The sequence below is a fragment of the Chondromyces apiculatus DSM 436 genome (genome assembly GCF_000601485.1).
Classification (GTDB): domain Bacteria; phylum Myxococcota_A; class Polyangia; order Polyangiales; family Polyangiaceae; genus Chondromyces; species Chondromyces apiculatus.
In genome coordinates, this window is the sequence record NZ_ASRX01000020.1 from 75474 (window position 1) to 102056 (window position 26583).

The following is a 26583-nucleotide window of genomic DNA, read 5'->3' on the forward strand; positions in this document are numbered from 1 at the left end:
GGTAGCCGCATGCTCGCCTGCCGCCCCGCCCTGCTCGCCGCGCTCCTCGCCGGAGCGCTGGCATCCGGCCCGGCAGCCCTCTTCGCCCAGCAGCCCCCCGCCGCAGCGCCCACCGAGCAGCCTCCCTCCGGCGCTGCACCGCCCGCCCAGCAGCCTCCTCCCGCCACCACGCCTGGCGCCCAGCAGCCTCCTCCTGCCACCGCGCCTGGCGCCCAGCAGCCTCCCTCCAGCGCTGCGCCCGCATCGCCTGCCCCGCCTGCACCCTCCTCGACCTCGGCGACCGCGCCAGCGTCAGCGCCGAGGCCCGCGCCTGCCCCGGCGGGTGGCGCTGCCTCGGCCTCGAAGCCGGCCACGTCGTCCGGACGCGGTGCCGTGGTGGTCGCCGTGGACGACGCGGCAGCTCGGGCAGCGCGCGCCCTCGCACGCGTCGTCTACGCGGACCCGGCGCTCCGCCCTGCCATCGACGAGCCCACGGCCAAGGCCCTCACCGAAGAAGCAGCCCACGTCGATCCCGGACCAGGCAGCGCGGGCAGCGCGGGCAGCACAGGCAGCGCGGGCAGCGCGGGCAGCACAGATCGCGCTACCGAGATCGCCCAGGTCCGCAAGGCTGCCGCGGAGGCGACCACGGAGTCTGCCGCGCGGCGCCTGCTCGCCTCGCTGGGCGCCGACACGGGCGCCGCCCTGGTGGTCGTGGTGCGCCTGGAAGGAAGCCGCCCCTCGGCCCGGATCATCCATGTCGCCACCGCGAGCTACGCCCCCGTGGAGCTGGGCGCCACGCTCAACCAGGCCGAGCCGAGCGCGAAACAGATCTCCTGGCCAGGCGCCACCGAGACGCTGCGCTCTCTCCTGCCTCCTCCGCCAAAGACACCCGTCAGGGGCGTGAGCCTCGTCGTCTCCAGGCCTGCCAGCGCCCCTCCACCCCAGCCTGACAAGGGCGGAGGCACCACCTTCTGGCGCTCCCCCTGGTTCTGGGGTGCCCTCGGTGCTGCAGCCGCCATCGGGGGTGCGGCGTTCGCGATCAGCAGGGCGACCGAGGACAGCGGCTCCACGCTGCACGTGGTCGGACGGGTCGCCCCGTGAGCACGAGACCGATGGACGGCGGCGCCCTGACGCTCCATCCTGATCCTGCCCTCCCCGGCACACCGCCTCACCGCATGGCGCACCCGTCGCTCCGCACGCCCCGCACTCCCCGGACTCCCCGGACTCCCCGGACTCCCCGGACTCCCCGGACTCCCCGGCTCTCTCGCCCTCCGGTCCTCGCCGCTGCCATCGCCTCGGCTGCCGTGTTCGCGATCCTGCTCGCCGCGCCGCGGGCGAGGGCCACTGCAGCACCGCGCGTGTACGACGCTCCCGGCGGCCTGTTCACGGGTCCCGAGGGCAAGCCGCCGTCCGTGAAGAGCGCGCCAGACGTCTACGCGCACGCGGAGCGCGACTGGATCACGCTCACCTACCAGCCCACCACGCGCGATCGCGTCCTGCCCCTCATCAACCGGGTCGACGCCATCCGCGAGGACATCCGGGCGCTGCTCGGACCGCACGCGCTCACCTTCCCCGGAGACACCCACGTCGACGTCCGCATCGCGCCTCCCGCGGAGCTCGATCAGGCCGCCCAGGGCTTCGATCCAGGCGGCAGCGCGGTCAGCACCCTCGGGGAGCTCAACGTCATCATCCTCAGCGCTGCCCCGCGTGGCAGCCTCGATCCCGACGACCTCGAAGGCATGCTCCGCCACGCCCTCGCCCACCTCGCCCTCGACCAGGCCACCGGTGGCGCCTCGCTCCCGCGCTGGTTCCACGAGGGCTTCGCCGCCCACGCCGCAGGCGATCACCGCGGCCTCCGCGCCCAGACCCTCTCGCTCGCGGCGCTCCGCAGCCAGCTCGTCCCCCTGTCACGCCTCGAGGATCTCCTCCCCGCCGAGGCGCCAGCGCCTTCGCTCGCCTACGCCGAGGCCGCCGATTTCGCGCGCTTCCTGCTCGAACCTCCGCGACGCGAGCGCTTCACCGCGCTCGTCGCGCGGGCGCGCGAAAAGCAGGACGTGAAGGCGCTGAAGGACCTGTCCGATGCCGTGGCGCACGCCTACGAAGGAGGCCTGCCCGACCTGGAGATCGCCTGGAGGGAGGACGTCGCCCGCCGCTACGGCTTCTTGCCGATGCTCCTCGGCGCCCTCGTGCTGCTCGTCGCGCTCTGCGCCGGCGCCCTCGTCCTCCGCCGCATGCGCGAGCGCGCCGCGGCCCGCGTCCCCCCTCCGCGCCGCCGCTTCCGCTCCGATCCCGAGGCGCCCGTGTCCCGCCCCTCCCGCACCCCGCTCCCCTCGGTGACGCCTGCCCTCGCCAGCAGCGCCCGCCGCCGCGCCGAGATCGATCCCGACGAGGGCGTGCCCAAGGTGGAGCACGGCGGCCGCTGGCACACCCTTCACTGACGCGGCCTCTCCCTGGTGAAGGCCGAGGTGCGCCTCCTCCCCACCCCGCCGCCAGCCTGCACGGGTCGCCAAGCTGGCGTGATTGCCGAGCAATCCTGAGCCTTTGGCGACTTTCCTTGAAGCGACCCGAGAGGAGAGCTTCACGTCGCCGCCACGGACCTGCGCCTTTTTGCGACGGATCCGCGCCACCGATCGGGCGACCTGGCGACCACGATCGGGTGACCTGGCGGCAGCCCAGGGCCCACCCGGCGACAGCCCAAAGCCGGCCTGATGACGCCCCGAAGCTGGCCTTGCGGCGCCCCGAAGTCGGCCTGGTGACACCCCACTGCGGACGTCTGAGCTAGGGTAGGCAGCGCTTGGAACGCTCATCCGTCCTCGAAGTCGCCCGTGGGGCTGCCTGGTTCGTCGCGCTCAATGCGGTGGTGCACTTCGTGTCCGCTGCGCTCGCGGAGAGTCCCCTGGCCACGGCGCTCGCAGGGGCGGTGATCGCGGACCTCGGCGGGAGTCATCTCGGGGTGAGGTGGCAGGAGTCAGCGGAGGTGGGGAAACCAGGGGCGCTCGGGCGGGCGGCGCGACGGGTGGGGTACGGGCTGGCGGTCGCGGCGATCGCGGTGACGATCACGCTGGCGGTGGCGCTCGCGCTGGGGTGGGCGTCGGTGGGGCTCGGGCGACCGTCGTGGACCCTGGGCCTCGTGGTGCTGCGCACCACGGCAGCGGCGGTGAGGGACGAGATCCTGCTCACGGGGATTCCGTTCGTGGTCGCGACGCGGGCGCGGGTGCCTGCGCCGTTCGCGCTCGCGTTCGCCGTGGTGGCGCACGGGGCCGGCTTCGCGCTGTTCCCGGGGGTGAGCGTGACGGCGGTGGCGCTCGCGGTGGCGCTCGGCGGGCTCGCAGCAACGCTGTGGTGGCGTCACGGGGGGCTCGCGACGGCGGTGGGCGCTGTCGCGGGCTTCGGCGTGCTCACGGGCGCTCTGCTGCGCGGCGCTGGGCTCTACGTCACCTGGCCAGGATCGGTGGTGCACCCTGGGCTCGGCGCTTCGGGGCGCGCGGCGTGGCTCGCGGCGGCTGTCCTGGCTGCTGTGACCGCCGTGGTGGTGACGCGGGAGAGCACGGGTGCCGCGGGCGCGTCGGGCGCGAGCAGGTGGTCCTCGCGGCGCATCTCGGGTTAAGCTCCGCCTTTGGGCGTGGGTTTTCCTGCTCATCGTGCCGGCAGCAGGGCCGGACGTGCAGGGGAGGTTCCGATGACATCCGTGGTCCGGTACAGCTTGGTCTTTGCGCTCGTTGCCTTCGGGGCTGCCTGCGGTGATGACAAACCCTTGTTCCCGATCAACGAGGGGGGCGGAGGCGCCGGCGGCGCGGGAGGCGCGGGAGGCGACGGCGGGAGCGGCGGCGAGGGAGGCAGCGGCGGCGAGGGAGGCAGCGGCGGCTGTGCCGTGGGCTTCGCGGACTGCGACGGCATGCCCGACAACGGGTGCGAGGTCGACATCTCGTCCGACGTGACGAACTGCGGGGGGTGCCTCGCGGTGTGCCTCGGAGACGACGTCACCTGCACGCAGGGGGAGTGCTCGGGGGTCACCGAGCTGGCCGGGATGGTGGGCGAGGCGAACCACATCATCGTCGACGATGAGAACCTCTACTGGACCACGATCACCCAGACGCCCCTCGGTGAGGTGCACCAGATCCCGAAGCACGGCGGGGCGGTGATCGTCCTCGGCGCGGAGCAGCCGCTGCCCGGCGCGATCGCCGTGAACGACACCACCGTGTTCTGGGCCAACCTGAACAGCCCGGTGATCAACCAGGCGACGATCGGGATGCCGCCGGCATCGCTCTTCGTGGAAGACAGCGGCGCGCTCTGGGGCGTCGCGGCCGACGCGCAGGCCGTCTACTGGACGCGCGACGACGGCGACCCGGCGATGAGCGGCATCGTGCGCGCGCCGCTCGACGGCAGCAACCCGACGCTCATCGCCATGGGCGGGCAGCAGCCGTACGCGATCACCATCGACGCCGAGTCCGTCTTCTGGACAGACCGCGACACAGGCGACGTGCTGACGGTGCCGCTCCAGGGCGGTACGCCGGTGGTGCTCGCCGACCTGCAAGCAGAGCCCTACCGGATCGCGCAGCACGGCGACTACGTCTACTGGACCAACAATAGCTGCAACCAGGGCACCGACTGCATCATGAGGGCCCGCAAGGACGGGACCGAGGCGCCCATGGCCGTGGCAGGAGGGCAGTCCGCGCCCTACGCGATCGCGGTGGACGCGGAGAACGTCTACTGGACCGACGAGGGCTACCAGCGGGTCATGCGGGCGCCGATCGGCGGGGGAACGCCGGAGATCCTGGCAGCAACCCAGCCTGGGCTGGTCCACATGACCATGGACGACCTGTACGTCTACTGGGCGAACGAGAGTGACGGCGGCAGTATTCGCAAGCTGCGGAAATGACGCCGGCCTTCGCGCCTCAATGAATTCGCGCAGTTGACGCATTCGCTACGCGCGGCTCCCCTCGATATTCCCGGATCCAGCCATGATACCGCCTCTCTGGTGGTAGGACATTGTTGCACGCAGCGCGTCACATAATCGTTGACGCGCGGCTGGGTGTGCGGCATCGATTGTATGATGCACCGCGCCACCTTTACCGGGACCACGCTCCTCGTGGCCTGCCTCGCCGCTCTGCCCGGCTGCGGGATGGCGACCATGATCGAGACGAACACCAGCACCATCAAGGGCACCACGGCCGCGATGCGTGAGACCGCAGCCACGCTCGACGCGTCGAACGCGATGCTCGCGCAGATGCAGGACGATCTCGCGCGCGTCGCGGCGCTCGGCGAGCCCATGGAGAAGGTCGCCGCCCTCGAAGCGCCGATGAAGCGCCTCGCGGAGCTGGAGAAGACCATGGAGTCGATGCGGCGCAGCATGGACCAGATGCAGCACAGCATGGACAGGGTCGCCGCGCTCGACGCGCCGATGGCCGAAGTCGCGGCGCTCGAAGGCTCGATGCAGCGCCTCTCCCGGCTGGAAGACGCGATGGCGGAGATGCGCCACAGCATGCAGTCCATGCAGGGCAGCATGAGCACCATCGCGGGCCTGGACAGGCCCATGGAGAAGGTCGCTGCGCTCGACACGCCGATGGGCGAAGTCGCCGCGCTGCGCGCGCCGATGTACGAGGTCGCGCAGCTCCGTCAGCCCATGGAGGACATCGGCAAGCTCGCGAAGCCCATGACGCAGCTCACCGAGATGGGTCCTGCTGCGAAGGCGGGCCTCGTCGCAGGCGGCGTGCTCGGCTGGGGCGTGGTGACGTTCCTCGGCGTGTACTTCGGCGTGCAGCTCGGGAGCCGGCGTCGCACCGCAGCGGCGCGTCGGCGCTTCGCCGAGCGCGACGACGTGGGTGCGCCCGCGCTGGAGCCGCGTCGCACGCCGCGGCGCGCGCTGGCAGCAGCCGCAGCGGCAGCCGGGCGCGTGAGCAGCCCTGGCCTGCGCCGCGCACAGACCTGAACGATCGGGCGCGTGAGCAGCCCTGGCCCGCGCCGCGCACAGACCTGCTCTGAACGATCTCCTCCCCACAGCACACACCACGAGCACCGGGCGGCTTGACGCTCGGGTGAGGCTCTCGTCTCCTTGAGGACGTGAGCTCCGCCGCCCCCGCACAGGTGACCGCGCCCAGGGCGCCGCGACCTGCAGCGTCGGCGGCGTCGTCGGCGGCGTCTTCCGCAGCGTCCGCGGCGCTGGAGGCACCGTTCGAGGTGCTGCTCGCTCCCGCCGATGCGCTGCGCCGTCGGATGTTCCTGCTGCTCGGCCCGTGGGCTGCGTCGTGGGCGCGTCGGCGCGAGGTGCGCGTCGCGGTGTTCGGGTCCATGGCCGTGATCACGAGCTTCCTCGGCGCCGCGCTCCTGCCGCTGTGGATGCTGGCCCTCGGGCCGATCGTGCTCGGTGTGCCGCACCTGCTCGGGGACGTGCGCTACCTGTGGGTGCGCCCGGGGCTGCACCGGCGCGCGCTGTGCTGGGCTGCGCTGGGCGTGCCGCTGCTCCTCGGGATGCTGACCACGCGGGTGTCGTGGGGGCTGCTCGGCGCAGCAGGTGCGCTCCTCGTGGCGCGGACGACGTGGCGGCGGCGGCTGCTGGGGCTCGCGGTGGTGGCGCCGCTCGGGATCCTCGCGGTGATGTACAAGGGCTGGGCGGAGATCCTGTTCGCGCACCTGCACAACGTGATCGGCGTCTCGCTCTGGTGGGCGTGGCGGCCGCGCGAGGGACGGGCGCACTGGCTGCCGGTGGCGCTGTTCGCAGGAGCCTCCGTGGCGCTGCTGCTCGGGGCCGCGTCACCGCTCCTCGCCTGGGGCGGCGGGCTCCACAGCCGCGGGACCGGTTCGTCGATGGCCTACCACCTGGGATCGCTGGCGCCGCACGTGCCGCGCGAGCTGGGGCTGCGGCTGGTGCTGCTGTTCGCGTTCGCGCAGTCGGTCCACTACGCGGTGTGGCTGCGCCTCATCCCCGAGGAAGACCGGCCGCGCCCCGCGCCACGCACCTTCCTCGGGACGTTCCGCGCGCTGCGCGACGACTTCGGGGTGGTGCCGCTCTACGTGGTGGCCGCGCTGGCGCTGGGCCTCGCGGTGTGGGCATGCATGGACCTGGCAGCGGCGCGGTACGGTTACCTGCGCTTCGCGGGGTTCCACGGTCAGCTCGAGCTGGCCGCCGGGGCGCTCCTCTGGGCCGAGGGGTATTTCAGCGCGGCGCGCGCGCGCGCGACACGCGGGGCGTGACGCGAACGGGGCCCACCGGGCGGCGAGCGAGGCCCAGCGGGCACGACGCTGGGCCGTTCCGGAGGGGTGAGCGCTCCATCCTGGAGCGGACGATCCAGAACGGAGCGCCCGCCACCGCCTACCTGCAGGGCGGAGCCGCAATGCTGCGGTGATCGCAGGAGAACGAGCGGTGGCCCTCCACGTGCAATGCGTTCCCCGCGGAGGTCAGGGCCATGCAGAGGATTCCGAACTGGGGGCGCGTCACGGCGCAGCCGAATGAATTCCTGATTCAGATCCGCGACGGGAAGGTGCGTCGCAGCGGGCAAGGCGTGAGCTGCTTCAAGCTGTCGGGCGATAGCGTGACGCTGATCCCGACCTCGATCAACAAGCTCTCGTTCAGGGCCGACCAGGTGACGCTGGAGAAGACGGGCGTGGAGGTGACCGGGCTCGCGGTGTACCGGATCGTGGAGCCGCTGCTCGCGTTCCGGATGATCGACGAGGACCGGGGCTCGCTCACCAGCATCCTGCAGGAGATGTTCGTGGGCGCGACGCGGCGGATCGTGGCCGGGTTGACGCTGGAGGAGTGCCTGACCCACCGCAAGGAGCGCGTGGCCGCGGCGCTGCTCGCGGAGATCGCGCCGGTGCTCGCGGGCGAAGGATCGCTGAGCGACACCTCGGCGACGGGCTGGGGGGTGGTGATCGACACCATCGAGATCCAGGACGTGCGGGTGCTCTCGCAGGAGGTGTTCTCGCGCCTGCAGGCGCCCTTCCGGGAGAAGCTGTCGCTGGAGGCCATGGAAGCGCACGCCACGGTGGCGCAGCGGGAAGCGGCGCTGGAGGCGGAGAAGCGGCGCGCGGCGGAGCTGGCGCGCAGGGAGCTGATGCAAGAGGAGGAGGCGCGGCTCCTCGCCGAGCGGCAGCGGGAGCTGGAGGCGCTGGAGCACAAGCAGGCGCTGGAGCGGCGGACGCTGGAGGCGCGCGCGAAGCTCGGGCAGCGGGAGGCAGAGCTGAACGTGGCGCGGCAGCGCAACGCGGAGCTGGCGCGCAGGGAGCTGATGCAAGAGGAAGAGCTGCGGCTCGCGGCGGAGCGGCAGCGGGAAGCGGCAGCGCTGGAGCACAAGCAGGCGCTGGAGCAGCGGGCGCTCGACGCGGCGCTGGCCCGGGTCCGGCAGCAAGCGGAGGCAGACCGGGAGCGGGCGCTGGCAGACATGGAGACGCGGCGGGCGCAGGGGGAGATCGAGGCGGCGCTCCTCAGGCTGCAGCGCGAGAGCGCCGGGGATCTGAGCGCGGCGCGGCTGGAGGAGGTGATGCTGACCGAGACGCTGCCGAAGGTGGCAGAGGCGTTCCGGGGATCGTTCGACAAGGTGAACGTGTCGTCCACCGACGGGGATCTGTTCGGGTTCCTGTCCGCAGGGCTGGAGCAGGTGATGCGCGTGGCCCAGTCGCGCGGGCGGCTGCCCCGCGAGGGCGCGGGCGGGCGATCATGAGGCGGGGAGTGGATGTCGGGGGAGGCCGATCGACGACGCGGGGCGCGCAGCAGCTTTGCCGGTCCGCTCTTCAGCGGAGCCAGGTCATGCTGAGCACGACGAGCACGCTCAGGCCGACGCCGAGGCCGATGCCGGCAGCGATGAGGATGAGCGCGGTCCGGGTGCGGCGGCGCTGACGGGAGGCGGAGCGCGCGGCGCGGGCCTCGCCCGGGGGAGCGATGGAGGTGGAGGCGCTGCGGTCGGAGGAGCGACGGCCTCCCTCGGCGCGGTAGCGCGCGTTGCGCAGCTCGCGCAGCACGGATTCGAGCTGGTTGGCGAGGACGCCTGCCGAGGCGATGCGGGCCTCGCGGTCGCGCTTCAGGCAGCCGTCGACGACGGCGCAGAGGTTCGGGGGGAGGTCGGGCTTGCGGGTCATCACCGGGTCGCAGTCCTGGGTGAGGATGCGGACCATCAGCGCGTTGTAGTTCGGCGCCTGGTGCGGGAGCGTGCCGGTGAGGGCTTCGTACATGACCACGCCGATCGACCAGATGTCGGCGCGGCCGTCGAGGTCTTCGCGCCCCGAGGCCTGCTCGGGCGACATGTACGCCGGCGAGCCGACGACGCAGCCCGTGCGGGTGAGCGTGAAGTTCTGGGAGGTGTCGAAGATCTTGCTGATGCCGAAGTCGAGGATCTTGCCGACCAGCTCCCCGTGGGCGGTGCGGTGGACGTAGAGGTTCGCCGGCTTGAGGTCGCGGTGGACGATGTTCTGCTGGTGGGCGAGGTCGAGGGCCCGGGTGATGCCGATGAAGATCTCGAGGAGGGTCTCGGGCGAGAGGATGCCCTCCTGCAGGAGCTTCTGGTCGAGGCCCTGGCCGCTGAGCAGCTCGAAGACGAGGAAGGGCGAGCCGTTCTCGGCCTGGCCGAGGTCGAGGATCTCGACGATGCTCGGGCTGCGCACCCTGCCGCTCGCCCTCGCCTCGTTGAAGAAGCGCTGGAGGGCGACGGCGTCCTCGGCCACCTCGGGTGACATCACCTTGAGGGCCACGTCGCGGTCGATGAGCTCGTTCTTTGCGGCCCACACCGAGCCGCTGGCCCCCGCGCCGAGGAGCCGGCCGAGCCGGTAACGAGACTGGATCAGATCGCCGGGGTTCAACAGACCGCGAGCATACCCCGACCCGCCGGAGAGCGGAATCGTTGCCCGTTTCGGGGTGGGCCGATCGCCCCCGCTGCCGTGCCCGCCAGCGTGGCGCTGGCAGGCTTCGGCGCGGCTTCGGCGCGGTGTCAGCGCGGCATCAGCGCGGCGTCAGCGGGGCAGACAGGGAAAACCGGGGTAGCAGGGTGGATGCGAGGGTGCGCACGGTCACTCAAACGTCGTAGTACAGGAAGAACTCGTGCGGCACGGGCCGGATGCGGACCGCGTCAACCTCGCGCTCGCGCTTGTACTCGACCCAGGTCTGGATGATGTCGCGCGTGAAGACGTCGCCGCGGAGCAGGAAGTCGTGGTCACGCTCCAGGGCGTCGAGCGCCTCGCTCAGCGAGCCGGGGACGTGCGGCACGCCCTTCAGCTCCTCGGGAGAGAGCGCGTAGATGTCCTTGTCGAGCGGGTCCCCGGGGTCGATGCGGTTCATGATGCCGTCGAGGCCCGCGAGCATCATCGCCGAGAAGGCGAGGTAGGGGTTGCAGGTCGCGTCGGGGAAGCGGACCTCGATGCGGCGGCCCTTGGGGCTGGAGCCGGGGGGCAGCGGGATGCGGATGGATGCCGAGCGGTTCCTGCTGGAGTAGGCGAGGTTGACGGGCGCCTCGTAGCCGGGGACGAGCCGGCGGTAGCTGTTCGTGGAGGGGTTGGTGATCGCGGCGAGCGCGCTCGCGTGCTTGAGGATGCCGCCGATGTACCAGAGGCCGATGTCGGAGAGGCCGGCGTAGCCGTCACCCGCGAAGAGGGGCTTGCCCTCCTTCCACAGCGACTGGTGACAGTGCATGCCGCTGCCGTTGTCGCCGAAGACAGGCTTCGGCATGAAGGTCGCCGTCTTGCCGTTCTTCCGGGCGACGTTCTTGACCACGTACTTGTACCAGAGGAGGTTGTCCGCGACCTTGGTGAGCGTCGAGAAGCGGATGCCGATCTCGCACTGCCCCGCGGAGGCCACCTCGTGGTGGCCGACCTCGACGTCGATGCCGCTCTCGATGAGCTGGGTCATCATCTCCTCGCGGAGGTCGTAGAGGGTGTCGGTCGGCGGGACCGGGAAGTACCCCTCCTTCTGGCGCGTCTTGTGGCCGAGGTTCTGGCCGGCCTTGCCGGTGTTCCACACGGCCTCGTCGCTGTCGATCTCGTAGAAGGAGCCCCGGGGGGAGACGTCGTAGCGGACCGAGTCGAAGACGAAGAACTCGGCCTCGGGTCCGAAGAACGCCGTGTCGGCGACGCCGCTCGCCTTGAGGTAGTTCTCCGCCTTCTGCGCGATGTAGCGAGGGTCGCGGCCGTAGGGCTGCCCGGTGACCGGATCGCTGATCTTGCAGATCATGCTGAGGGTCTTCTGGGCGTGGAAGGGGTCGAGCTTCGCCGTCGCCGGGTCGGGCGTCATCAGCATGTCGCTCGCGTTGATGGGCTGCCATCCGCGCACCGAGGAGCCGTCGAAGCCGATGCCCTCCTCGAAGATGTCCTCGTCGAGGCGGCTGACGGGGATGGTGGTGTGCTGCCAGATCCCGGGCAGGTCGATGAACTTGAAGTCCACGAACTTGCAGTCGTTCTCCCTGGCAAACGCGATGACATCTTTCGGCTTCATCTCTTCTTACCTCTCTCGGTCGTTACAAAAGCTGGCTTCCGGGTGAGGCTCCCGCTCCCCACCCTCGAAATCGGGTCAGATCGCGTCCTCGCCGCGCTCCCCGGTGCGGATCCGGACGGCTTCCTCCACCGGCATCACGAAGATCTTTCCATCGCCGATCCGGCTGGTCTTCGCGCTCTTCTCGATGGCGTCGATGACGTCGTTGACCATGCCGTCGGGGACGACGATCTCGATCTTCACCTTGGGGACGAAGTCGACGACGTAGGCAGAGCCCCGGTAGACCTCTTTTTTCCCGCCGGTGCGGCCGAAGCCCTTCACCTCGGTGACGGTCATGCCCTGGATGCCCACCTCGGCGAGGGCGTCCTTCACCTCGTCGAGCTTGAACGGCTTGATGATGGCCTCGACCTTCTTCATGTGCTCTCGCCAGGGCCTCGGGTACAGGTCGTCGCGGCAGGCTCCCCCCCGCCGACCCCCGTGGAGGGAGGGGAGGTGTCCCCGCCCGCGTGGCCCTCGGGGGCAGGGGGGCCGTTCCCACAGCGTCCGGGATTTACCCGGAACATCCGGGCAGATCCGGGCCCCGGACGCCAGCGTGGCGGCCAGGGCCAGGCGTGGTGTAGCCGGGGGCAGGTTTCCGGAGTGTTTCGGGCGTGGGTCGGAGCGAGTAAATGGATGCTGGGCCCTGAGTGTTGCCAGGAAGGTAGGGCGCTCCTTGTTCTCCTCGTGCGCCTCGCATAGGCTCGCCGACCAAACCCGCGGGACACCGCTGCCCTGATGGCTTTGCCGAACAAAGCGAAGATCCCGGTAGGTACGCTCCTCGCCGGAAAGCACCGCATCACACGCGAGATCGGCCGGGGCGGGATGGCCGCGGTCTACGAGGCCGAGAACGTCGACATCGGCAAGCGCGTGGCGATCAAGGTGCTCGCCCAGGAGCTGACCACGTCGGCCGTGGTGGTGGAGCGGTTTCTCCGGGAGGCACGGGCGGCGGCGGCCATCCGGAGCCCCTACATCTGTGACGTGTACGACTCGGGGCGCCTGGAGGACGGGCGTCCGTTCCTGGTGCTGGAGCTGCTGGAGGGCGAGTCCCTCTACGAGCGGATGACGGTGGTCAGGAACCTGGACCTGGAGACCACGGTCGCCGTGGTGATGCAGGTCTGCCGGGGCCTCTCCAAGGCGCACGCGGCGTCCATCGTCCACCGCGATCTGAAGCCGGAGAACATCTTCCTCACGCACGACGAGGAGAACCGGCTCCTCGCGAAGATCCTCGATTTCGGGCTGGCGAAGTTCTACGCGCCCATGGACGGGGGAGGCGACAACAAGCAGGCGAGGCTGACCCGCGAGGGCGCGGTCTTCGGAACGCCGGCGTACATGAGCCCCGAGCAGGTGCGGGGTCAGGGGGCGGTCGATCACCGCGCGGATCTCTGGGCGCTCGGGTGCATCACCTACGAGTGCCTGACCGGGCGCACGGTGTGGCAGACCGATCAGGGCGTGGCGATGACGTTCGCGCAGATCGCGAACGCGCCGCTGCCGAGGCCCGCAGAGTTCCGGCCCGATCTGCCGCAGTCGTTCACCCTCTGGTTCGACAGGGCGCTGAACCGCTCCATCGAGAAGCGCTACCAGACGGCGAAGGAGTTCGCCGACGAGCTCGCCATCGCGCTCGGGGTGAGCCCCTCGGGGCGAGGCGCAGAGGCCGCGGTGGGGACGCCCTCCCTCGACGACATCCCGGTCGAGCTGCATGCCCGGGAGGAGTCGCAGGACTCGGTGGTGACCATCTCGGCGCCGCTCTCGGCGCTCATCCAGCAGTCGCAAGCGTCGATGCCAGCGCTGGAGCGGCGGGTCCCTCCGGATGGCCCTTCATCGCCCGGCGCGCTCCCCTCGGGCAACCCGGGGCTCGCGTTCGTCGGTCCCCCGGCCGGCGCGGCGCCAGGTCAGCCCGGTGGTGCGATGCCGCTGCCGCGCTCCGAGATCGAGACCACGCTGTCACCGCGGCGGCGCGGCAGCAGCGTGGGGCGCGTCGTTCTCGCGCTCTTCGTGCTCGGCCTCCTCGGCGGCGCGGCGTACCTGGGCTACCAGGAGTTCGCACAGCCGCAGGCAGCCCTGCCTCCCTCGGCCTCCTCGAAGCCCAGCGCCGCGTCGATGGCGTCTGCGACGCCGACGGCAGAGCCGAGCGTCGTCCGCGACACGCCCTCCGCGCCGATGGGGGACGCGCCGTGGATCCCCCTGCTCTCCAGCGCCCAGGAGGAGATCGCGAAGGGGAACGTCAAGGAGGCGTTCCCCATGATGAAGGAGGCGTTCGACAAGGGCGCGCACGGGGTGCCGCGGACCATGCTGGAGCACCTCCAGGTGGCGATGCGGGACGCGGGCGGCAAGGCGCCTTGCGGGCTGACGGGGCTCGGTCGACCGCGCACGTACGATCTGGTGTCGCGCGGCGTGCGTGCGGTGCCGGGGAGCCGCCCGTCGATCGCGGTGGGTCCGCGCGGGGCGGTGATGGCGTGGACCGACGCGCACGAGGGGAGCGAGCACGCCTACGCGGTGTCGCTCGACAGCGCGCTGCGCCCGACGAGCGCCGCGGTGGACGTCACGCCGGAGGGCTACGCGGTGGGGCGCCCGGACCTGAAGCGCGTGGGCGACAGGTTCGTGCTGACCTACTGGGACGCGAAGGGGCCGGAGGCCGGCGTGCACGTGCGCTGGCTCGACGCCAACGGCCGGATCGCCGGGCCCGCCGTGGCGGCGGCGAGCATCCCGCGCGGGGGGAACTTCTGGCCGTCGCTCGCGGCGTCTCCGGAGGGGTTCTTCGTGGTGTGGTCCGACGAGGGGGACGCCAACTCGGACTCGGAAGATCTGTTCCTGCGCCGGCTGTCGCCCGCGCTGGAGCCCGTGGGCCAGCCGGTGCGGCTCACCGACGTCGCGCCCGCGGGACCTGTGAAGCCCCGCGCGCGGTTCCCCTCCATCGCAGTGCACGGCGACGCGATCCACATCGTCTTCAGGCTGGAGCGGGAGCCGCTGCACACGATCCATCACATGCGGCTGCCCATCGCCGACGCGGGGAAGTCGGTGGAGCCGGCGGCGCGCGGCGAGCGGGTGGACAGGATGGCGGGCGAGGTGGCCCTCGCGAACACCGAGAAGTCGCGGAGCGATGGGCCGGGGATCTCGTGCAGCGCGGACGCGTGCTACCTGGTGTGGCACGGCGATCCGCCCATCGGCGGCGCCTCCGCGGCGTACGTGGATCCGGCGGCCGCGCAGCCGCTCTGGCGGAAGAAGTTCGTGAAGGTGGGGATGCACCCGGCGGTCTCCGTCGACGCGGAGGGGCGCGCGCAGATCGTGTGGTTCGAGGGGAGCCGGGTGGCCACCGCGGCGCTGACCCGGGACGGGGTGGGGCCAGCGACACGCTTCGCGCGGGTGAGCGGGGACCAGCCGATGCCCTCCATCGCGCCAGGCACGAAGCCAGGCGAGTGGTACATCGCGTGGCTGGACTACGAGGCGGGGCACCTGGAGCCCTACGCCGCGCGGGTGCAGTGCCGGTAGTCCCGATGCTGATCTTGCCGTCCCGTCAGACGATGCGCGCACGGCCGATCGAGACGGAGCGCCTCCTTCTTCTGCCCATCGACGCGTCCGACGGTCCGGAGATCTGGAACGCGGTCAGCGGCTCACGGGTGACGCTCCAGCGCTGGCTCCCCTGGGTGCAGTTCCACACCGATCCCGCCGCGAGCACGCGCTTCGCCGAGGCGTGCGCGGCGGACTGGGACCAGGGGCGGGCGCTCCGGTTCGTGATCCGCGAGCGGAGCCACCGGGCCTTCGCGGGGGTCGTGGGGCTGGAGTCGTGCGTGCACATGCACCGCTCCTGCGAACTCGGCTACTGGCTGCGCAAGGAGGCGACGGGCCGCGGTCTCATGACGGAGGCGTCACGCGCGGTGCTGGATTTCGCCTTCCAGCAGATGGGCGCTCACCGGGTGCGCGTCGCCGCCGCGACGGACAACCCGGCCTCGCTGGCGGTGATCGGCAGGCTCGGCTTCCGCTTCGAGGGGATCGCGCGGCAGGCGGAGTGGTGCGACGGGCGCTGGCTCGACCACGGCGTCTTCGCGCTGATCGGCACTGACCCGAGGTAGAGTGGGTCGTGGCTTCTTTTCCGGGCCGCTGGCCTCGCGGTTCCCTGCCGCTCGTCTCGCTCGCGCCGGCGATCGTGCTGGTGGTGGGGATCGCCACGGCGGTGGTCATCGCGCTGCTCGGGAGCGGGCAGCTCAAGAAGACGAGTGACCAGGCCTCGGGGCTGAGGGCCGAGGTGCTCGCGGCGACGCTCGCGGCACGGCTGCGGTCGACGCCCATCGAGGAGCAGGCCGAGCTGCTCGGGAGGGCGGCGCGGCGCTCCGCGTCGGAGGTCATGGTCACGGACCAGAGCGGCGCCGTGTTGATCAACGAGACGTTCGGCTCCCCGCACCGCGAGGAGATCGTGCGGATGCTCGCGGCAGGGAAGGGCGAGACGACGACGGCGCTCGGTCGGGTGCGGTACGCGGCGCGGGCGCTCTCCCCGCCGATGGCGCACCTCTACGTGGTGGCGTTCGTCGCCGCGCCGAGCCCGCCGCAAGGCACCATCGTGCTGTGGAACGCGGTGGCAGCATTGACGGTGCTGCTCCTCGGCGCCGCGGTGGCGGTGGCGCTGGCGATCACCAGGTCGGCGCGGCAGGACGTCGACTACGTGCGCCAGCGGATCACGGAGATGGCGCGCGGCCAGGGGGTCTCGGGGTCGGGCACGGATGGCATGCCCATGGGTCCGGTGCCCATCCGTTCGTTCGACCAGGTCGGCGTGCTGACGTCGGCGTTCAACCTGCTCGTGTCGCGCTTCGCCGCCGCGGAGCGGAGCTACCGTGCAGACCTCGCGCAGGCCGCGGAGATGGACAAGGAGCGGTCGGAGTTCCTCGCGGGGCTCAGCCACGAGCTGCGCACGCCGCTCAACGCCATCCTGGGGTTCGCCCACGTGCTGGAGAGCGAGGTCGACGGACCCCTGAACCCCGAGGCGCGGGAGGCGCTGTCGGTGATCCGGCAGAGCGGCGAGCACCTGCGCACGCTGATCGACGACATCCTCGACCTGTCGGCGCTGGAGAGCGGCAAGCTGCACCTCTCGCGGCGCGCGGTGGATCTGCTCCAGGTCGCCGAGCAGGTGGTGCGCGAGGCCTCGCCAGCGGCGCGCGACAAGCCGGTCCGCCTCGAGGTGGTGGGCGCGGAGGGCGTCCTCGCCAACGCCGACCCGAGGCGGGTGCGCCAGATCGTGACCAACCTGGTCTCCAACGCGGTCAAGTTCACCATGCGCGGCTCGATCACGGTGAGCATCGAGGCGCGCGGGCGGAACGCAGCGGTCATCGTGCGCGATACCGGCCCCGGGATCCCGCCGGAGGAGACCTCGTCCATCTTCGAGGAGTACCGCCAGATCGGTGATCTGCGCGCGCGACGCGCGGGGACGGGCCTCGGGCTGTCCATCGCGCGGCGGCTCGTCAAGATGCACGGGGGGACGATCCAGCTCCAGACCGAGATCGGGCGCGGGTCGACCTTCACCTTCACCCTGCCCCTGTGGGTGGAGCCTCAGGCGGGTCTCCCCGGTGCCCTCACGCCGACACCCTCGCCGACGCGCGACTCGTTGCACGACGCATCGCGCGACTCATCACCAGACGAGAGGATCGCGTGATCCGGGATCACAAGCAGTACGGGCAACGGGTCCTCGTCCAGCAGCTCCTCGTGGGCCTCGGGGCGTTCGGCGCGCTCGCGGTCCTCGCGCCCCAGCTCCTCCTGCTCGAGCACGAACTCGCCGAGGGTGTCCTCTCGGCGTGGGCGCGGATCGCGCTCGTCGCGCTGATGGTGATCGCGGCGATCACCATCTCCCGGCTGCGCGCCGAGGCCCCCCAGGTGCAGGCCCTGGCGCAGGGCGTGAAGCTCAGAGACCCCGACCAGATCGAGCGGGTGGCCGACCTGCCGACGGTGCTCACCATGCGCTTCTTCGCGGTGAGCTCGGTGATCTCGAGCGCGCTCTTCATTCCCGGGATCCGCCCCGACAAGCTCGATGACGAGCGGGTGATCAGCCTGCTGGTGCTGGCGATCACCATCCACGGGGCGGCCGCGATCCCTCACTACGTGCTCACGCGCGCCGCCACCGTGGGGCTGCTCGAACGCAGCCCGGTCGATCCCATCAGCGCGCTGCTGGAGAAGGCGGAGCTCTACCAGACGCCGCGCCGACGGGTGACCCAGAAGCTGCTCCTGGCCGTGGCTGCGCCGGTGCTGCTCGTCGGCGTGGGCGCGGTGCTGACCGTGCACGCGCACCTCCGGACGTTCCTGGAGCAGAGCCGGGAGACCACCGCCGTGCTCATCGCCAGGGCGGCGCTGGAGCCGTCACGCACGGGCCGGGGCGAGGCAGGCCGCGCGGACGCGATCGCCGCCGCCGCCGAGCTGGGGTTCATCGCCACCCGCCGGCCAGAGCGCATGCGGGAGGCCGAGCCCTCGTTCGAGCGCGAGGACGACGGTCAGATCGCGGTCACCACGCCGCTCGATGACGGGCGCGCCGTGGTCCGCTTCTCCGCGAACCTCGATCCTGCCGTCGGGACGTGGGGCGCGCTCACCGCGATCCTGGCCGTGCTCGTCGCCGGGACGCTCGGCCTCCTGTTCGGGCGGGTGCTGGCCGCAGACCTCGTGCACGCGACGCGGCGGGTGCGGCTGCTCGGCACCGACAGCGTGCTCCGCGGCGCCACCCAGATCGCCCGCCCCGCGCGCTTCGAGGTGGTGGCGCGCCTCGGGCTCGCCATCGAGGACCTGACCGCGCGCTTCCGGGTGTTCGCCGCCGCCCAGGAGCGCGCCCTGGAGGCCCGCGAGGCGGCGCAGCGCATGCGCGGCCTGCTCTTCGCGAGCGTCAGCCACGACCTCAAGAGCCCGCTCAACTCCATCCTCGGCTTCGCGGAGCTGGTGGCGCAGGAGCCCTTGACCTCCGCCCAGCAGGAGAGCCTCGGCCTCATCGCCACCCGCGGCAGGGAGCTGCTCGGGCTCATCGAGACCATCCTCGACGCGGCGCGCGTGGAGGCAGGACAGCTCACGCTGGAGTCCCAGCCCACGGACGTCACCAAGCTGATCGAGGGCGCGACCCGCAAGGCGCAGGAGCTGGCCAGCGACGTCCAGGCCGAGGTCGTGGTCGACATCGCCCCCGGGCTGCCCTGGTTCCCCGTGGACCGCGCCTACGCCACGCGCGCCCTCGCGGTGATCCTCGCGCATGCCCTGCGGGTCGGCGCGGCAGATCCCACCGCGAGCCTCGTGCGGCTGACGGTGATGATGGGGGACCGGCACGGTGAGCTGCTGCGCATCGAGATCGACTACGGGAGCCGCGACGTCCCTCCCGCCGAGCTCGAAGCCCTGTTCAGCCGGCAGACCACGGCCCGCGGACGAGGGCTGACGCTGGGGCTGAGCCACGCCCGTTCCGTCGTCGAGCTGCACGGAGGCTCCCTGGAGGTGATGGGCACTCCCGACGGGAGACCGATCTGCATCACCTTCTTTCCCCGGACAGCTCCCCACGTTCGGCCGCGCCTCTCTTCGTTCCCGACCCTGGGCTGACGCCCTTCCCTCCCGCGGCTGCCCACGCTACTCCCTGGGGATGGCTGAACGGGTGATCTCCCCTGCCGAGACGGGTGACGACGATCGGTTCGACCGGCTCTTCCGCCCGGGATCGCTCGACGAGTACGTGGGCCAGGAGAAGCACACGGAGAACCTGAAGGTCTTCGTGCAGGCCGCGCGGCGGCGGCGGGAGCCCCTCGACCACATCCTGTTCTGCGGCCCCCCCGGCCTGGGCAAGACCACGCTGGCGCACATCCTCGCCCGCGAGATGGGCGTCACGCTCCACGCCACCAGCGGGCCCGCGGTGGAGCACAAGGGCGCCCTCGCCGGGTTGCTCACCAAGCTCGAACCGAACGACGTGCTCTTCATCGACGAGATCCACCGGCTCACGCCCGCCGTCGAGGAGAGCCTCTACCCCGCGATCGAGTCCTTCAAGATCGACATCATGACCGGCGACGGCCCCTATGCGACGACCATCCAGCTCGCCCTGAAGCCGTTCACGCTGGTGGGCGCGACGACGCGCACCGGCCTCCTCACCGCGCCGCTGCTCTCCCGCTTCGGCTACGTGATGCGCCTCGACTTCTACCCCGTCGAGGAGCTCGAACGCATCGTGCTGCGCAGCTCGCGCCTCCTGGAGATCCCCATCGAGCCCGCGGGTGCCCGGGAGATCGCGGCGCGCTCGCGAGGGACACCGCGCGTGGCGAACCGCCTCCTCCGCCGGGTGCGCGACTTCGCGGAGGTGCTCGGAGACGGGCGCATCACCGCGAGCATCGCGCGCAAGACGGCGGAGCGGCTCGAGATCGATGCCGGCGGGCTCGACGAGATGGACCGGCGGCTGCTGCGGGTGATCATCGAGCACTACGACGGCGGCCCCGTGGGCATCGACACCCTGGCCGCCGCGTTGAGCGAGCCTCGCGACACGGTCGAGGATGTGTACGAGCCCTTCCTGCTTCAGCAGGGTTTCCTGGGCCGCACCCCGCGCGGTCGCATCGCCACACGCCGCGCATACGAGCATCTGGGGATGACCAAGCCCACGCCGGATCAGGGCGATCTGTTCCCCTGAGCGTCGCGACGCGTCGCATCGCGCATCGCATCGCGCGTCGCGTTGCCTCAAAGTCCCTTCGTCGCCAGGGCGCGTTGCCGATAAGCTCGGCGCGTGGCGCAGGGCGATACGGTGCTGGTGGTCGACGACGATGCGATCAGCCGCAGTGTCTTGACCAGGGCGCTCCAGAGCGGCGGCTTCGAGACGGAGGTGCTCAGCTCGGGCGCGGCCGCGCTGTCATGGCTCGCCGAGAACACCCCCGCGGTCATCCTGCTCGACCTGGTGATGCCGCCCCCGGATGGCTACGTGATCCTCCGCGCCATCCGCCGGGACCGCCGCACCGCCGAGGTGCCCGTGGTGGTGCTGACCGCGCTCGACAGGGACGAGGAGGTCGCGCGCGCCTTCGAGCTGGGCGCCGACGACTTCATCCGCAAGCCCTTCCGCCCCGTGGAGCTGATCGCGCGCGTCCGCAGCCAGATCCGCATGCGCGAGTACGTCGTCGCCCTCGCCCGCAAGGAGCACGACGCGAAGGTCGTCCTGGAGCTGACCCAGGCCCTCTCCTCGGCGCTCGACATCCGCAACATCCTCTTCACGGTCGTGCGGCGCATCGCCGAGGTCGCGCGGGTCGACCGCTGCAGCATCATCCTCGTCCACGACAAGGGTGACGTCGGCTACGTGGTCGCCTCCAGCGACGACAAGGATCTGCGCGACCTCCCCCTCGATCTCTCCCGCTACCCCGAGATCCAGAACGTCCTCGCCACCGGACAGGTGCTGGTGATCGAGGACGCCAGGTCGAGCCCCGTCTTCGACCTGATCCGCGCCTCCCTGCCGCCCGACGCCTTCCGCTCGGTGGCGATCCTCCCCATCCTCTTCGAGGACAAGCCCATGGGCGTGCTCTTCCTCCGGGGGCGCCGCCCGGTCGCCTTGCGCGAGCACGAGCTCTCCCTGGCGCGCACGGTCGCCAGCGCCACGGCCATCGCCCTGCGCAACGCGCGCATCCTCCAGTCGCTCCGCGACCAGACGCAGCAGATCAACGTCGCCCGGTTCGAGGCCGAACGAAGGCTGGCGGCGCTGCAACCCTACGCGGACTTCTTCCACTCTGCCGCCGACGGGATCGTGGTCATCGACCCCGATGGGCGCATCCTCTTCTCCAACTCGCGCGCCCAGGCCATCACCAACCGCAGCGACGCCGAGCTCGCCTCCATGACGCTCGCGAGCCTCATCGATCCCCGCGACTACGACCGCGTGGAGGAGCTCAGGGCCTGCTTCGGCCGCGGCGATTTCCCGCACATGGTGGACCTCACCATCCAGCGCACCCACGAGGCGTACTGCGAGCGGCGCGTCCTGAGCTGCAGCTTCAGCAGCGTCCTGCGCGAGGACGGCGGCGCCATCCTGGTCAGCTTCCACGACGTCACCAGCGAGCGCGCCACGGAGGCCGAGCTGACCAAGACCAAGGAGTTCCTGGAGCGCGTCATCGAGAGCTCCGTCGACGCCATCGTCTCCGCGGACATGAACGGCCTCCTCCTCCTCTTCAACCGCGCCGCAGAGCGCATCTTCGGCTACGAGGCCCGGGAGGTCGTGGGGACGAAGACCATCCGCGACCTGTACCCCGAGGGCAACGGCAGCCACATCATGGACCTCATCCGGTCCGAGGAGCACGGCGGCCCCGGGAGGCTCGAAGGGTACCGGACCGAGGTCCTCGCCAAGGACGGCACGCGCATCCCCATGATGCTCTCGGCGGCGCTGATCCTGGAGGGCGGCGCGCCCACCGGCTCGGTCGGGATCTTCACGGACCTCCGCGACCTCGTGCACATGGAGACCCAGCTCACCGCCGCCCAGGAGGAGCTGCGGCACCGCGAGAAGCAGGCGCTCATCGCGGAGCTCGCGGGCGCCGCGGCCCACGAGCTGAACCAGCCCCTCACCTCCGTCCTCGGCTACGCCGAGATGATCCTCCGCCGCGTCGACGCCTCCTCGCCTGCGTGCGCCGCGGCCCAGACCATCCGCGGCGAGGCCGAGCGCATGGCCGAGATCGTGCGGAAGATCGGCAAGATCACCCGCTACGAAACGAAGAGCTACGTGGGCAGCGCGAGAATCATCGATCTGGATCGCTCCAGTGACGGCAGCGACGGCTCGGGCCGTTCCTCGGGGTGAACATCATGACCGTCGACATCGTCAGCAGACTGCACCACACCTCGGACGCGCCCCACACCGTGCCACGGCCGCTCCTGCAGAGCGTCCCCGCCGAGTGGCTCGACACCGTGCTGCTCGCGACGAGCGAGATCCCGCCAGACGCCACCATGGAGGAGCGGGCCGCCGCCATCCTCGACGCCGCAGCCCAGGTGCTCCCCGGATGCGGCGTCGGCGCCGTGATCGACGTGGGCGGCGACCTCTCCACGGTGATCCCCCGCGCCTCGCACCCTCCAGGCGCCGACCCGCGCCATGGTCGCCTGTTCCTCGACCTCCCGCACGAGCGCGTCATCCCCCTCGGCCTCGACGACCGCTCGGCCCTGCACCTCGCGACGCAAGAGCCGCACGTCCTGCACGAGCCAGCCATCCACGGCTTCGCCGACCGACTCGCCATCGCGCTCCGCGGCGCGCTCCGCCAGGGCCGGTCGCGGCAGATCTTCCGCGACCAGATCATCCAGTCCGACAAGCTCGCCAGCCTCGGCCAGATCGCGGCCGGCGTGATCCACGAGCTGAACAACCCGCTCACGTCCATCCTCGCCTACGCCGACTACCTGCACCGCAAGGGCGAGCGCACCGGCGTCGAGCCCGCCGACCTCGAACGCCTCGCGCGCATCCACGAGGCAGCCACCCGCATCCTCCACCTCTCCCAGGATCTCCGGGCCTACTCGCGCCCCTCCACCGATCGACCAGGGCCTGTCTCCATCCACGACGTCATCGACCGCGCCCTCCACTTCTGCGAGCACGTCCTCGAACAGGCCAGCGTGGTGGTGACCAGGCGCTTCGGAGAGGTCCCCCCGGTGATTGGCGTCCCCGAGCAGCTCACGCAGGTGTTCGTCAACCTCTTCACCAACGCCGCTCAGGCGCTGCAGACGCAGGGGAGCATGCTGGAGATCACCACCACGGTGACCGCTGGTGGTGAGGTCGTCTCCATCGAGGTCACCGACGACGGCCCCGGCGTGGAGCGCGAACTCCTGGCCAGGATCTTCGACCCCTTCTTCACCACCAGGACCGACGGCTCGGGCACTGGCCTCGGCCTGAACATCGTGCGCAGCATCGTGAGGACGCACGGGGGACAGGTGCGCGCCGAGATCCGCAAGCCCCGCGGGATGCTGTTCTCCGTCGACCTTCCCGCGGCCCACCCCCAAGACGGATTCAGGGCGCGACCTTGAAGCCGATCACGAGGATGCCGCCCTTGTGCTTCTGCCCCGCGACGAAGAAGTTCTCGCCGGCCTTCGCGTTCACCTCGAGCAGCGGCAGGAAGCTGTCCCCACCGGGCTGCTGGATGCTCGCGCTGATCACGTAGCGCTGCGGCTCGTCCTTCTTCTTCGGCGCGAGCACCTCCTTCAGCGAGACCTGCAGCACGCTCTGGTTGGGGAGCGTCAGCTTGGTCGGCTTGCTCTTCGAGAGGCTGAGGCTCGTGCGGTCCAGCAGCTTGTAGCTGTTGTAGGCAGAGAACGGAGGCTTCGCGAGCTCCGGCATCTGCCCGATCTTCGCATCGATGCCCGTGCCGTCGTTGGTCGCGTGCAGGATGACCACGTCCGCGGAGACGGCAGCCTGGGCCGCCTGCGCAGGCGGCGCGGGCTTCTCGTCGGCCACCGCGAGGGGTGCCCCGGAGAGGAGCGCGAGCCCGAATGCCGCCACGGTGAGTGCACTCGCCTTAAGTTTCATTTCGCTCCTCCACCAAGGTCATCGGAAAGCCATACCACTGCGGTCGTCGGGCTCATGTCAGAAGCCCCGGTCGGTACGTAAAAGATGGTGCCCATCCGGGCACCGAAGTCGACGGCCGCCACCTCGACCCCCGGATTGTCGCCGTCGTCGACGGCTGCCACACCCTGCGGCAACACCGGCGACAACGTCGCGGAGTCCACGGTCATCGCCGACGGCGTGGAGGTGGCGAGCTGAGGCACCTCGCTCTGGACGCGCCCCCAGATCATGAAGCCTGCTGCGACCGCCACCGCGGCGGCTGCGAGCCCGAAGATGGTCCGCGCGTTGTCGTTCGCCGGCCGCCGCTCGAGCCCCGATTTCCCGCTCTCCTTCGCCTTGCCGATCGCCGCGCCCACCGCGATCGGCCGCACCACGGCGCCCGGAGCGTCCACGACCTTCGCCTGAGGCGCCGCCTCTGACAACGCCTGAGGCGCCGCCTCGGGAGCGACCTCGCGCTGCACGCGCGCCATGATCGCGTCGACCAGATCCTCCGACGCGGGCACGCTCGGACGTGCACGGAGGGCCATGCCCACCAGGCCCATCGTCGCGCTCTTCGCCCTCCCGCGCGCATCGTCGCGCACGTAAGACGCCACCTCGCTCGCGCGCGGCTCATCGAGCTCGCCGTCGGCGAACATCATCAGCTCCAGGTCCGTCGGAGACACCCCGGGCTGCATCTTCACTGGCTTGCTGCCGTTACTGGTCGTCACGAGCCTTCCTCCCTGCCATCGACCCGCTCGGCGCCACTCTCCTCGGCATAGCAATCAGCGAGGGCTCGCTGAAGCTTCTGCCGCGCGTGAAACAGCCGGCTCATGATCGTTCCCTTGGACACACCCATCGCCTGCGCGATCTCCTCGTAGGACATCCCCTCCACTTCGCGCATCAGGATCACCCCACGGTGATAGTCGGGCAGCGTGTCCAGCGCGGCCTGGATGCGCGCCGCGATCTCGTATCGGCGCAGCACGTCCATCGGATCGGAGCCGTCGATCTTCGACACGAACGGGAGGACCGCGTCCTCGTCGATGGCCTTGTCGTCCTGCAGCTCCTGATCGCGGCGCCCGGGCTTGCGCAGAAGGTCGATCGAGAGGTTCATGACGATCCTGTAGAGCCAGGTGAAGAACGACGAGCCGCCCTGGAACGTTGCAAGACCCCGGTAAACGCGGAGGAAGGCCTCCTGAACGAGCTCCCGGGCGTCGTTCTCGTCACGGACCAGCCCCAGGGCAATGCTGAAAGCATTGCGTTGATGCCGCTCGACCAGCATCCGGAATGCTGCCTGGTCTCCTGCTTGCGCCCGGCTGATGAGCTCACGGTCCTCTTCCGCCTCCCGACGTCGGTCTTGTCGGTTAGACGCCCGCAGCCGCACCGAATTCACGGCCTCCCCACCCTGAACATCCGGCAGGTCACCGTCGGGCTCCTCGCCCCGGCGCGCATCGATCTCGGCCCCTCCGCTGTCAGGGGGCTTGCGATCTCGGTCCAGTTCGTCCAGCGGGATCGCGCTCGGCGGCACGCCCACAGCCTAGCCCACGTGAACGTGCCCCGGGGGCTGGATTACGGCTCTTCCGGCTCCTCGGTGAACTCCTGCTGCTCTCCGAGCGTCACCCGGACCTCGAAGGTCCGTTCGAGCCTCGCGAGCTGGAGCGTCACCGTCTTGTTCACCCCCGCGATGCTCACCAGCCAGCGCAGCTCGTTGGGATTCGACACCGGCTTGCGCTCGAAGCCGACGATCACGTCATCCGGCGACACCCCCGCCTTGTCGGCCGGACCACCAGGGCTCACGGATTTCACCCACGCGCCCTTGCGATCGGGCCGCTTCAGTCGAGCCGCCTCGATCGCATTGAGCGAATCCACGACCACCCCGATCGCGCTCCGCCGGATCCGCCCCTCTTGAAGCAGCATCGGCATGAGCTGCTTGACCATGTTGATGGGGATCGCGAACCCGATGTTGTTGGCGTTGGCGCGAACGGCGGCATTGATACCGACCACCTCGCCCTTGAGATTCAGCAGCGGTCCCCCGGAGTTGCCCGGGTTGATGCTCGCGTCGGTCTGCAGAAAGCTGAAGTACCCGCTCGGATCCAGCCCCTTCACGTCGTCGCGCGTCCGTCCCTTGGCCGACAGGATGCCCGCCGAGACCGTGTGGGACAGCCCGAAGGGATTGCCGATGGCGACCACCCAGTCGCCCACCTGAATGGCGTCCGAGTCTCCGAGGGGCAGCGCCGGCAGGCCCTTCTGCTCCACCTTGAGCACCGCGACGTCCGTGCGCTTGTCCCGCCCGACCACGGTGGCCTGCAGCTCGCGCTCGTCGACGAAGCTCACCATGATGTCGGTGGCGTCCTCGATGACGTGGTTGTTGGTCAGCAGATACCCCGCAGGGTCGTACACGAAGGCGGTCCCGAGCCCCTCGGCGACGGTGCGCCGCCTGCCGAGGCGCCCCTGGCGCTCCACTCGGGCCTTCACCGTCGCCACCGCGGGATCGGCCTGGTGCGCGAGCGGCGCGAACGAGCTTGGCATCCCCTCGCTGTTCACCACCGCCGGCGGAGGCGGTGGCGTCATCGGCGAGGTGGAGGGGACCATCACTGCGGACGGCGAGGACGAGGCTCCTGACGGTAGCTCCCCCGCACCTGAGCCTGTCGTCGAGCCCCCCGGGCCCCGCCCGCAGGCCTGCGTGATCAGGCACGTCAGCGCG

The 26583-nt window shown here is 70.9% G+C and carries 21 protein-coding genes; 14 read left to right on the forward strand and 7 right to left on the reverse strand.

All coding sequences use genetic code 11. From position 1 onward, the window contains the following. The first annotated feature begins 9 nt into the window (after positions 1-9). From CAP_RS14855 to CAP_RS14885, 7 genes are all read left to right on the forward strand, one after another. Complete coding sequence (locus CAP_RS14855; RefSeq protein WP_052375258.1) at positions 10-1080, forward strand: hypothetical protein; 1071 nt, start codon at positions 10-12, stop codon at positions 1078-1080. Positions 1081-1283: 203 nt separating this feature from the next. Beyond that, on the forward strand, positions 1284-2417 hold the full coding sequence (locus tag CAP_RS14860) for a gluzincin family metallopeptidase (protein ID WP_231511473.1): 1134 nt from the start codon (positions 1284-1286) through the stop codon (positions 2415-2417). A gap of 356 nt (positions 2418-2773) precedes the next feature. Beyond that, positions 2774-3586 (forward strand): hypothetical protein, encoded by an 813-nt coding sequence (locus tag CAP_RS14865; RefSeq protein WP_052375261.1) that lies wholly within the window; start codon positions 2774-2776, stop codon positions 3584-3586. Between the two features lie 72 nt (positions 3587-3658). Beyond that, on the forward strand, positions 3659-4858 hold the full coding sequence (locus tag CAP_RS52310) for a DUF5050 domain-containing protein (protein ID WP_044241121.1): 1200 nt from the start codon (positions 3659-3661) through the stop codon (positions 4856-4858). Between the two features lie 252 nt (positions 4859-5110). Next, on the forward strand, positions 5111-5908 hold the full coding sequence (locus CAP_RS14875; protein ID WP_197041189.1) for a hypothetical protein: 798 nt from the start codon (positions 5111-5113) through the stop codon (positions 5906-5908). Between the two features lie 131 nt (positions 5909-6039). Continuing rightward, positions 6040-7170: a hypothetical protein gene (locus CAP_RS14880; protein WP_156040817.1), complete on the forward strand. Its 1131-nt coding sequence runs from the start codon at positions 6040-6042 to the stop codon at positions 7168-7170. A gap of 212 nt (positions 7171-7382) precedes the next feature. Continuing rightward, positions 7383-8636 (forward strand): SPFH domain-containing protein, encoded by a 1254-nt coding sequence (locus CAP_RS14885; RefSeq protein ID WP_052375267.1) that lies wholly within the window; start codon positions 7383-7385, stop codon positions 8634-8636. Between the two features lie 70 nt (positions 8637-8706). Here CAP_RS14885 and CAP_RS44630 read toward each other — a convergent pair whose 3' ends face one another. The 3 genes from CAP_RS44630 to CAP_RS14900 form a co-directional block, all read right to left on the reverse strand. Beyond that, positions 8707-9768 carry a serine/threonine-protein kinase gene (locus CAP_RS44630; RefSeq protein WP_052375269.1) on the reverse strand — a complete coding sequence of 354 codons (1062 nt, stop codon included), beginning with the start codon at positions 9766-9768 and terminating at the stop codon, positions 8707-8709. Positions 9769-9979: 211 nt separating this feature from the next. Next, positions 9980-11392, reverse strand: coding sequence for a type I glutamate--ammonia ligase (gene glnA, locus CAP_RS14895; protein WP_044241123.1), 1413 nt, complete (start codon positions 11390-11392; stop codon positions 9980-9982). Between the two features lie 75 nt (positions 11393-11467). Beyond that, complete coding sequence (locus tag CAP_RS14900; RefSeq protein WP_044241124.1) at positions 11468-11806, reverse strand: P-II family nitrogen regulator; 339 nt, start codon at positions 11804-11806, stop codon at positions 11468-11470. A 363-nt stretch (positions 11807-12169) separates the two neighbouring features. On the opposite strand from CAP_RS14900, the gene CAP_RS44635 reads away from it, so the two are divergent. The 7 genes from CAP_RS44635 to CAP_RS14935 all read left to right on the forward strand — a co-directional run bounded on the left by CAP_RS44635 (position 12170) and on the right by CAP_RS14935 (position 23368). Then, positions 12170-14914, forward strand: a complete 2745-nt coding sequence (locus CAP_RS44635; RefSeq protein WP_052375271.1) for a serine/threonine-protein kinase — start codon at positions 12170-12172, stop codon at positions 14912-14914. A 5-nt stretch (positions 14915-14919) separates the two neighbouring features. After that, positions 14920-15495, forward strand: a complete 576-nt coding sequence (locus CAP_RS14910; protein ID WP_044241125.1) for a GNAT family N-acetyltransferase — start codon at positions 14920-14922, stop codon at positions 15493-15495. 8 nt (positions 15496-15503) lie between these two features. Next, positions 15504-17066, forward strand: a complete 1563-nt coding sequence (locus tag CAP_RS14915) for a sensor histidine kinase (protein ID WP_231511474.1) — start codon at positions 15504-15506, stop codon at positions 17064-17066. Further along, positions 17063-18970: a sensor histidine kinase gene (locus CAP_RS14920; protein WP_044241126.1), complete on the forward strand. Its 1908-nt coding sequence runs from the start codon at positions 17063-17065 to the stop codon at positions 18968-18970. Before CAP_RS14915 ends, CAP_RS14920 begins: the two co-directional genes overlap by 4 nt. A gap of 40 nt (positions 18971-19010) precedes the next feature. Next, positions 19011-20033: a Holliday junction branch migration DNA helicase RuvB gene (gene ruvB / locus CAP_RS14925; RefSeq protein ID WP_044241127.1), complete on the forward strand. Its 1023-nt coding sequence runs from the start codon at positions 19011-19013 to the stop codon at positions 20031-20033. 93 nt (positions 20034-20126) lie between these two features. Then, positions 20127-22163: a PAS domain S-box protein gene (locus CAP_RS14930; protein ID WP_231511475.1), complete on the forward strand. Its 2037-nt coding sequence runs from the start codon at positions 20127-20129 to the stop codon at positions 22161-22163. A gap of 5 nt (positions 22164-22168) precedes the next feature. Beyond that, a complete protein-coding gene (locus CAP_RS14935) occupies positions 22169-23368 on the forward strand; it encodes a sensor histidine kinase (RefSeq protein WP_044241257.1) in 1200 nt (399 codons plus the stop codon). Here CAP_RS14935 and CAP_RS14940 read toward each other — a convergent pair. From CAP_RS14940 to CAP_RS14955, 4 genes are read right to left on the reverse strand one after another with little or no spacing between them, the layout of a single operon-like run. Next, a complete protein-coding gene (locus CAP_RS14940; protein WP_044241128.1) occupies positions 23352-23867 on the reverse strand; it encodes a hypothetical protein in 516 nt (171 codons plus the stop codon). The genes CAP_RS14935 and CAP_RS14940 overlap by 17 nt on opposite strands. Then, positions 23864-24610 carry a hypothetical protein gene (locus CAP_RS14945; RefSeq protein ID WP_044241129.1) on the reverse strand — a complete coding sequence of 249 codons (747 nt, stop codon included), beginning with the start codon at positions 24608-24610 and terminating at the stop codon, positions 23864-23866. The genes CAP_RS14940 and CAP_RS14945 overlap by 4 nt, the downstream gene beginning before the upstream one ends. After that, positions 24607-25407 (reverse strand): sigma-70 family RNA polymerase sigma factor, encoded by an 801-nt coding sequence (locus CAP_RS14950; protein WP_231511476.1) that lies wholly within the window; start codon positions 25405-25407, stop codon positions 24607-24609. Before CAP_RS14950 ends, CAP_RS14945 begins: the two co-directional genes overlap by 4 nt. A 41-nt stretch (positions 25408-25448) precedes the next feature. After that, positions 25449-26471, reverse strand: coding sequence for a S1C family serine protease (locus tag CAP_RS14955; protein ID WP_231511477.1), 1023 nt, complete (start codon positions 26469-26471; stop codon positions 25449-25451). Positions 26472-26583 lie beyond the last annotated feature (112 nt).

What these genes read in the sequence shown, in the direction of transcription:
- CAP_RS14855 (WP_052375258.1), top strand. Translation starts at nt 10, where the DNA reads ATGCTCGCCTGCCGCCCCGCCCTGCTCGCCGCGCTCCTCGCCGGAGCG.
- CAP_RS52310 (WP_044241121.1), top strand. Translation starts at nt 3,659, where the DNA reads ATGACATCCGTGGTCCGGTACAGCTTGGTCTTTGCGCTCGTTGCCTTC.
- CAP_RS14875 (WP_197041189.1), top strand. Translation starts at nt 5,111, where the DNA reads ATGATCGAGACGAACACCAGCACCATCAAGGGCACCACGGCCGCGATG.
- CAP_RS14885 (WP_052375267.1), top strand. Translation starts at nt 7,383, where the DNA reads ATGCAGAGGATTCCGAACTGGGGGCGCGTCACGGCGCAGCCGAATGAA.
- glnA (WP_044241123.1), bottom strand. Translation starts at nt 11,392, where the DNA reads ATGAAGCCGAAAGATGTCATCGCGTTTGCCAGGGAGAACGACTGCAAG.
- CAP_RS14900 (WP_044241124.1), bottom strand. Translation starts at nt 11,806, where the DNA reads ATGAAGAAGGTCGAGGCCATCATCAAGCCGTTCAAGCTCGACGAGGTG.
- CAP_RS14910 (WP_044241125.1), top strand. Translation starts at nt 14,920, where the DNA reads ATGCTGATCTTGCCGTCCCGTCAGACGATGCGCGCACGGCCGATCGAG.
- ruvB (WP_044241127.1), top strand. Translation starts at nt 19,011, where the DNA reads ATGGCTGAACGGGTGATCTCCCCTGCCGAGACGGGTGACGACGATCGG.
- CAP_RS14935 (WP_044241257.1), top strand. Translation starts at nt 22,169, where the DNA reads ATGACCGTCGACATCGTCAGCAGACTGCACCACACCTCGGACGCGCCC.
- CAP_RS14940 (WP_044241128.1), bottom strand. Translation starts at nt 23,867, where the DNA reads ATGAAACTTAAGGCGAGTGCACTCACCGTGGCGGCATTCGGGCTCGCG.
- CAP_RS14955 (WP_231511477.1), bottom strand. Translation starts at nt 26,471, where the DNA reads ATGGTCCCCTCCACCTCGCCGATGACGCCACCGCCTCCGCCGGCGGTG.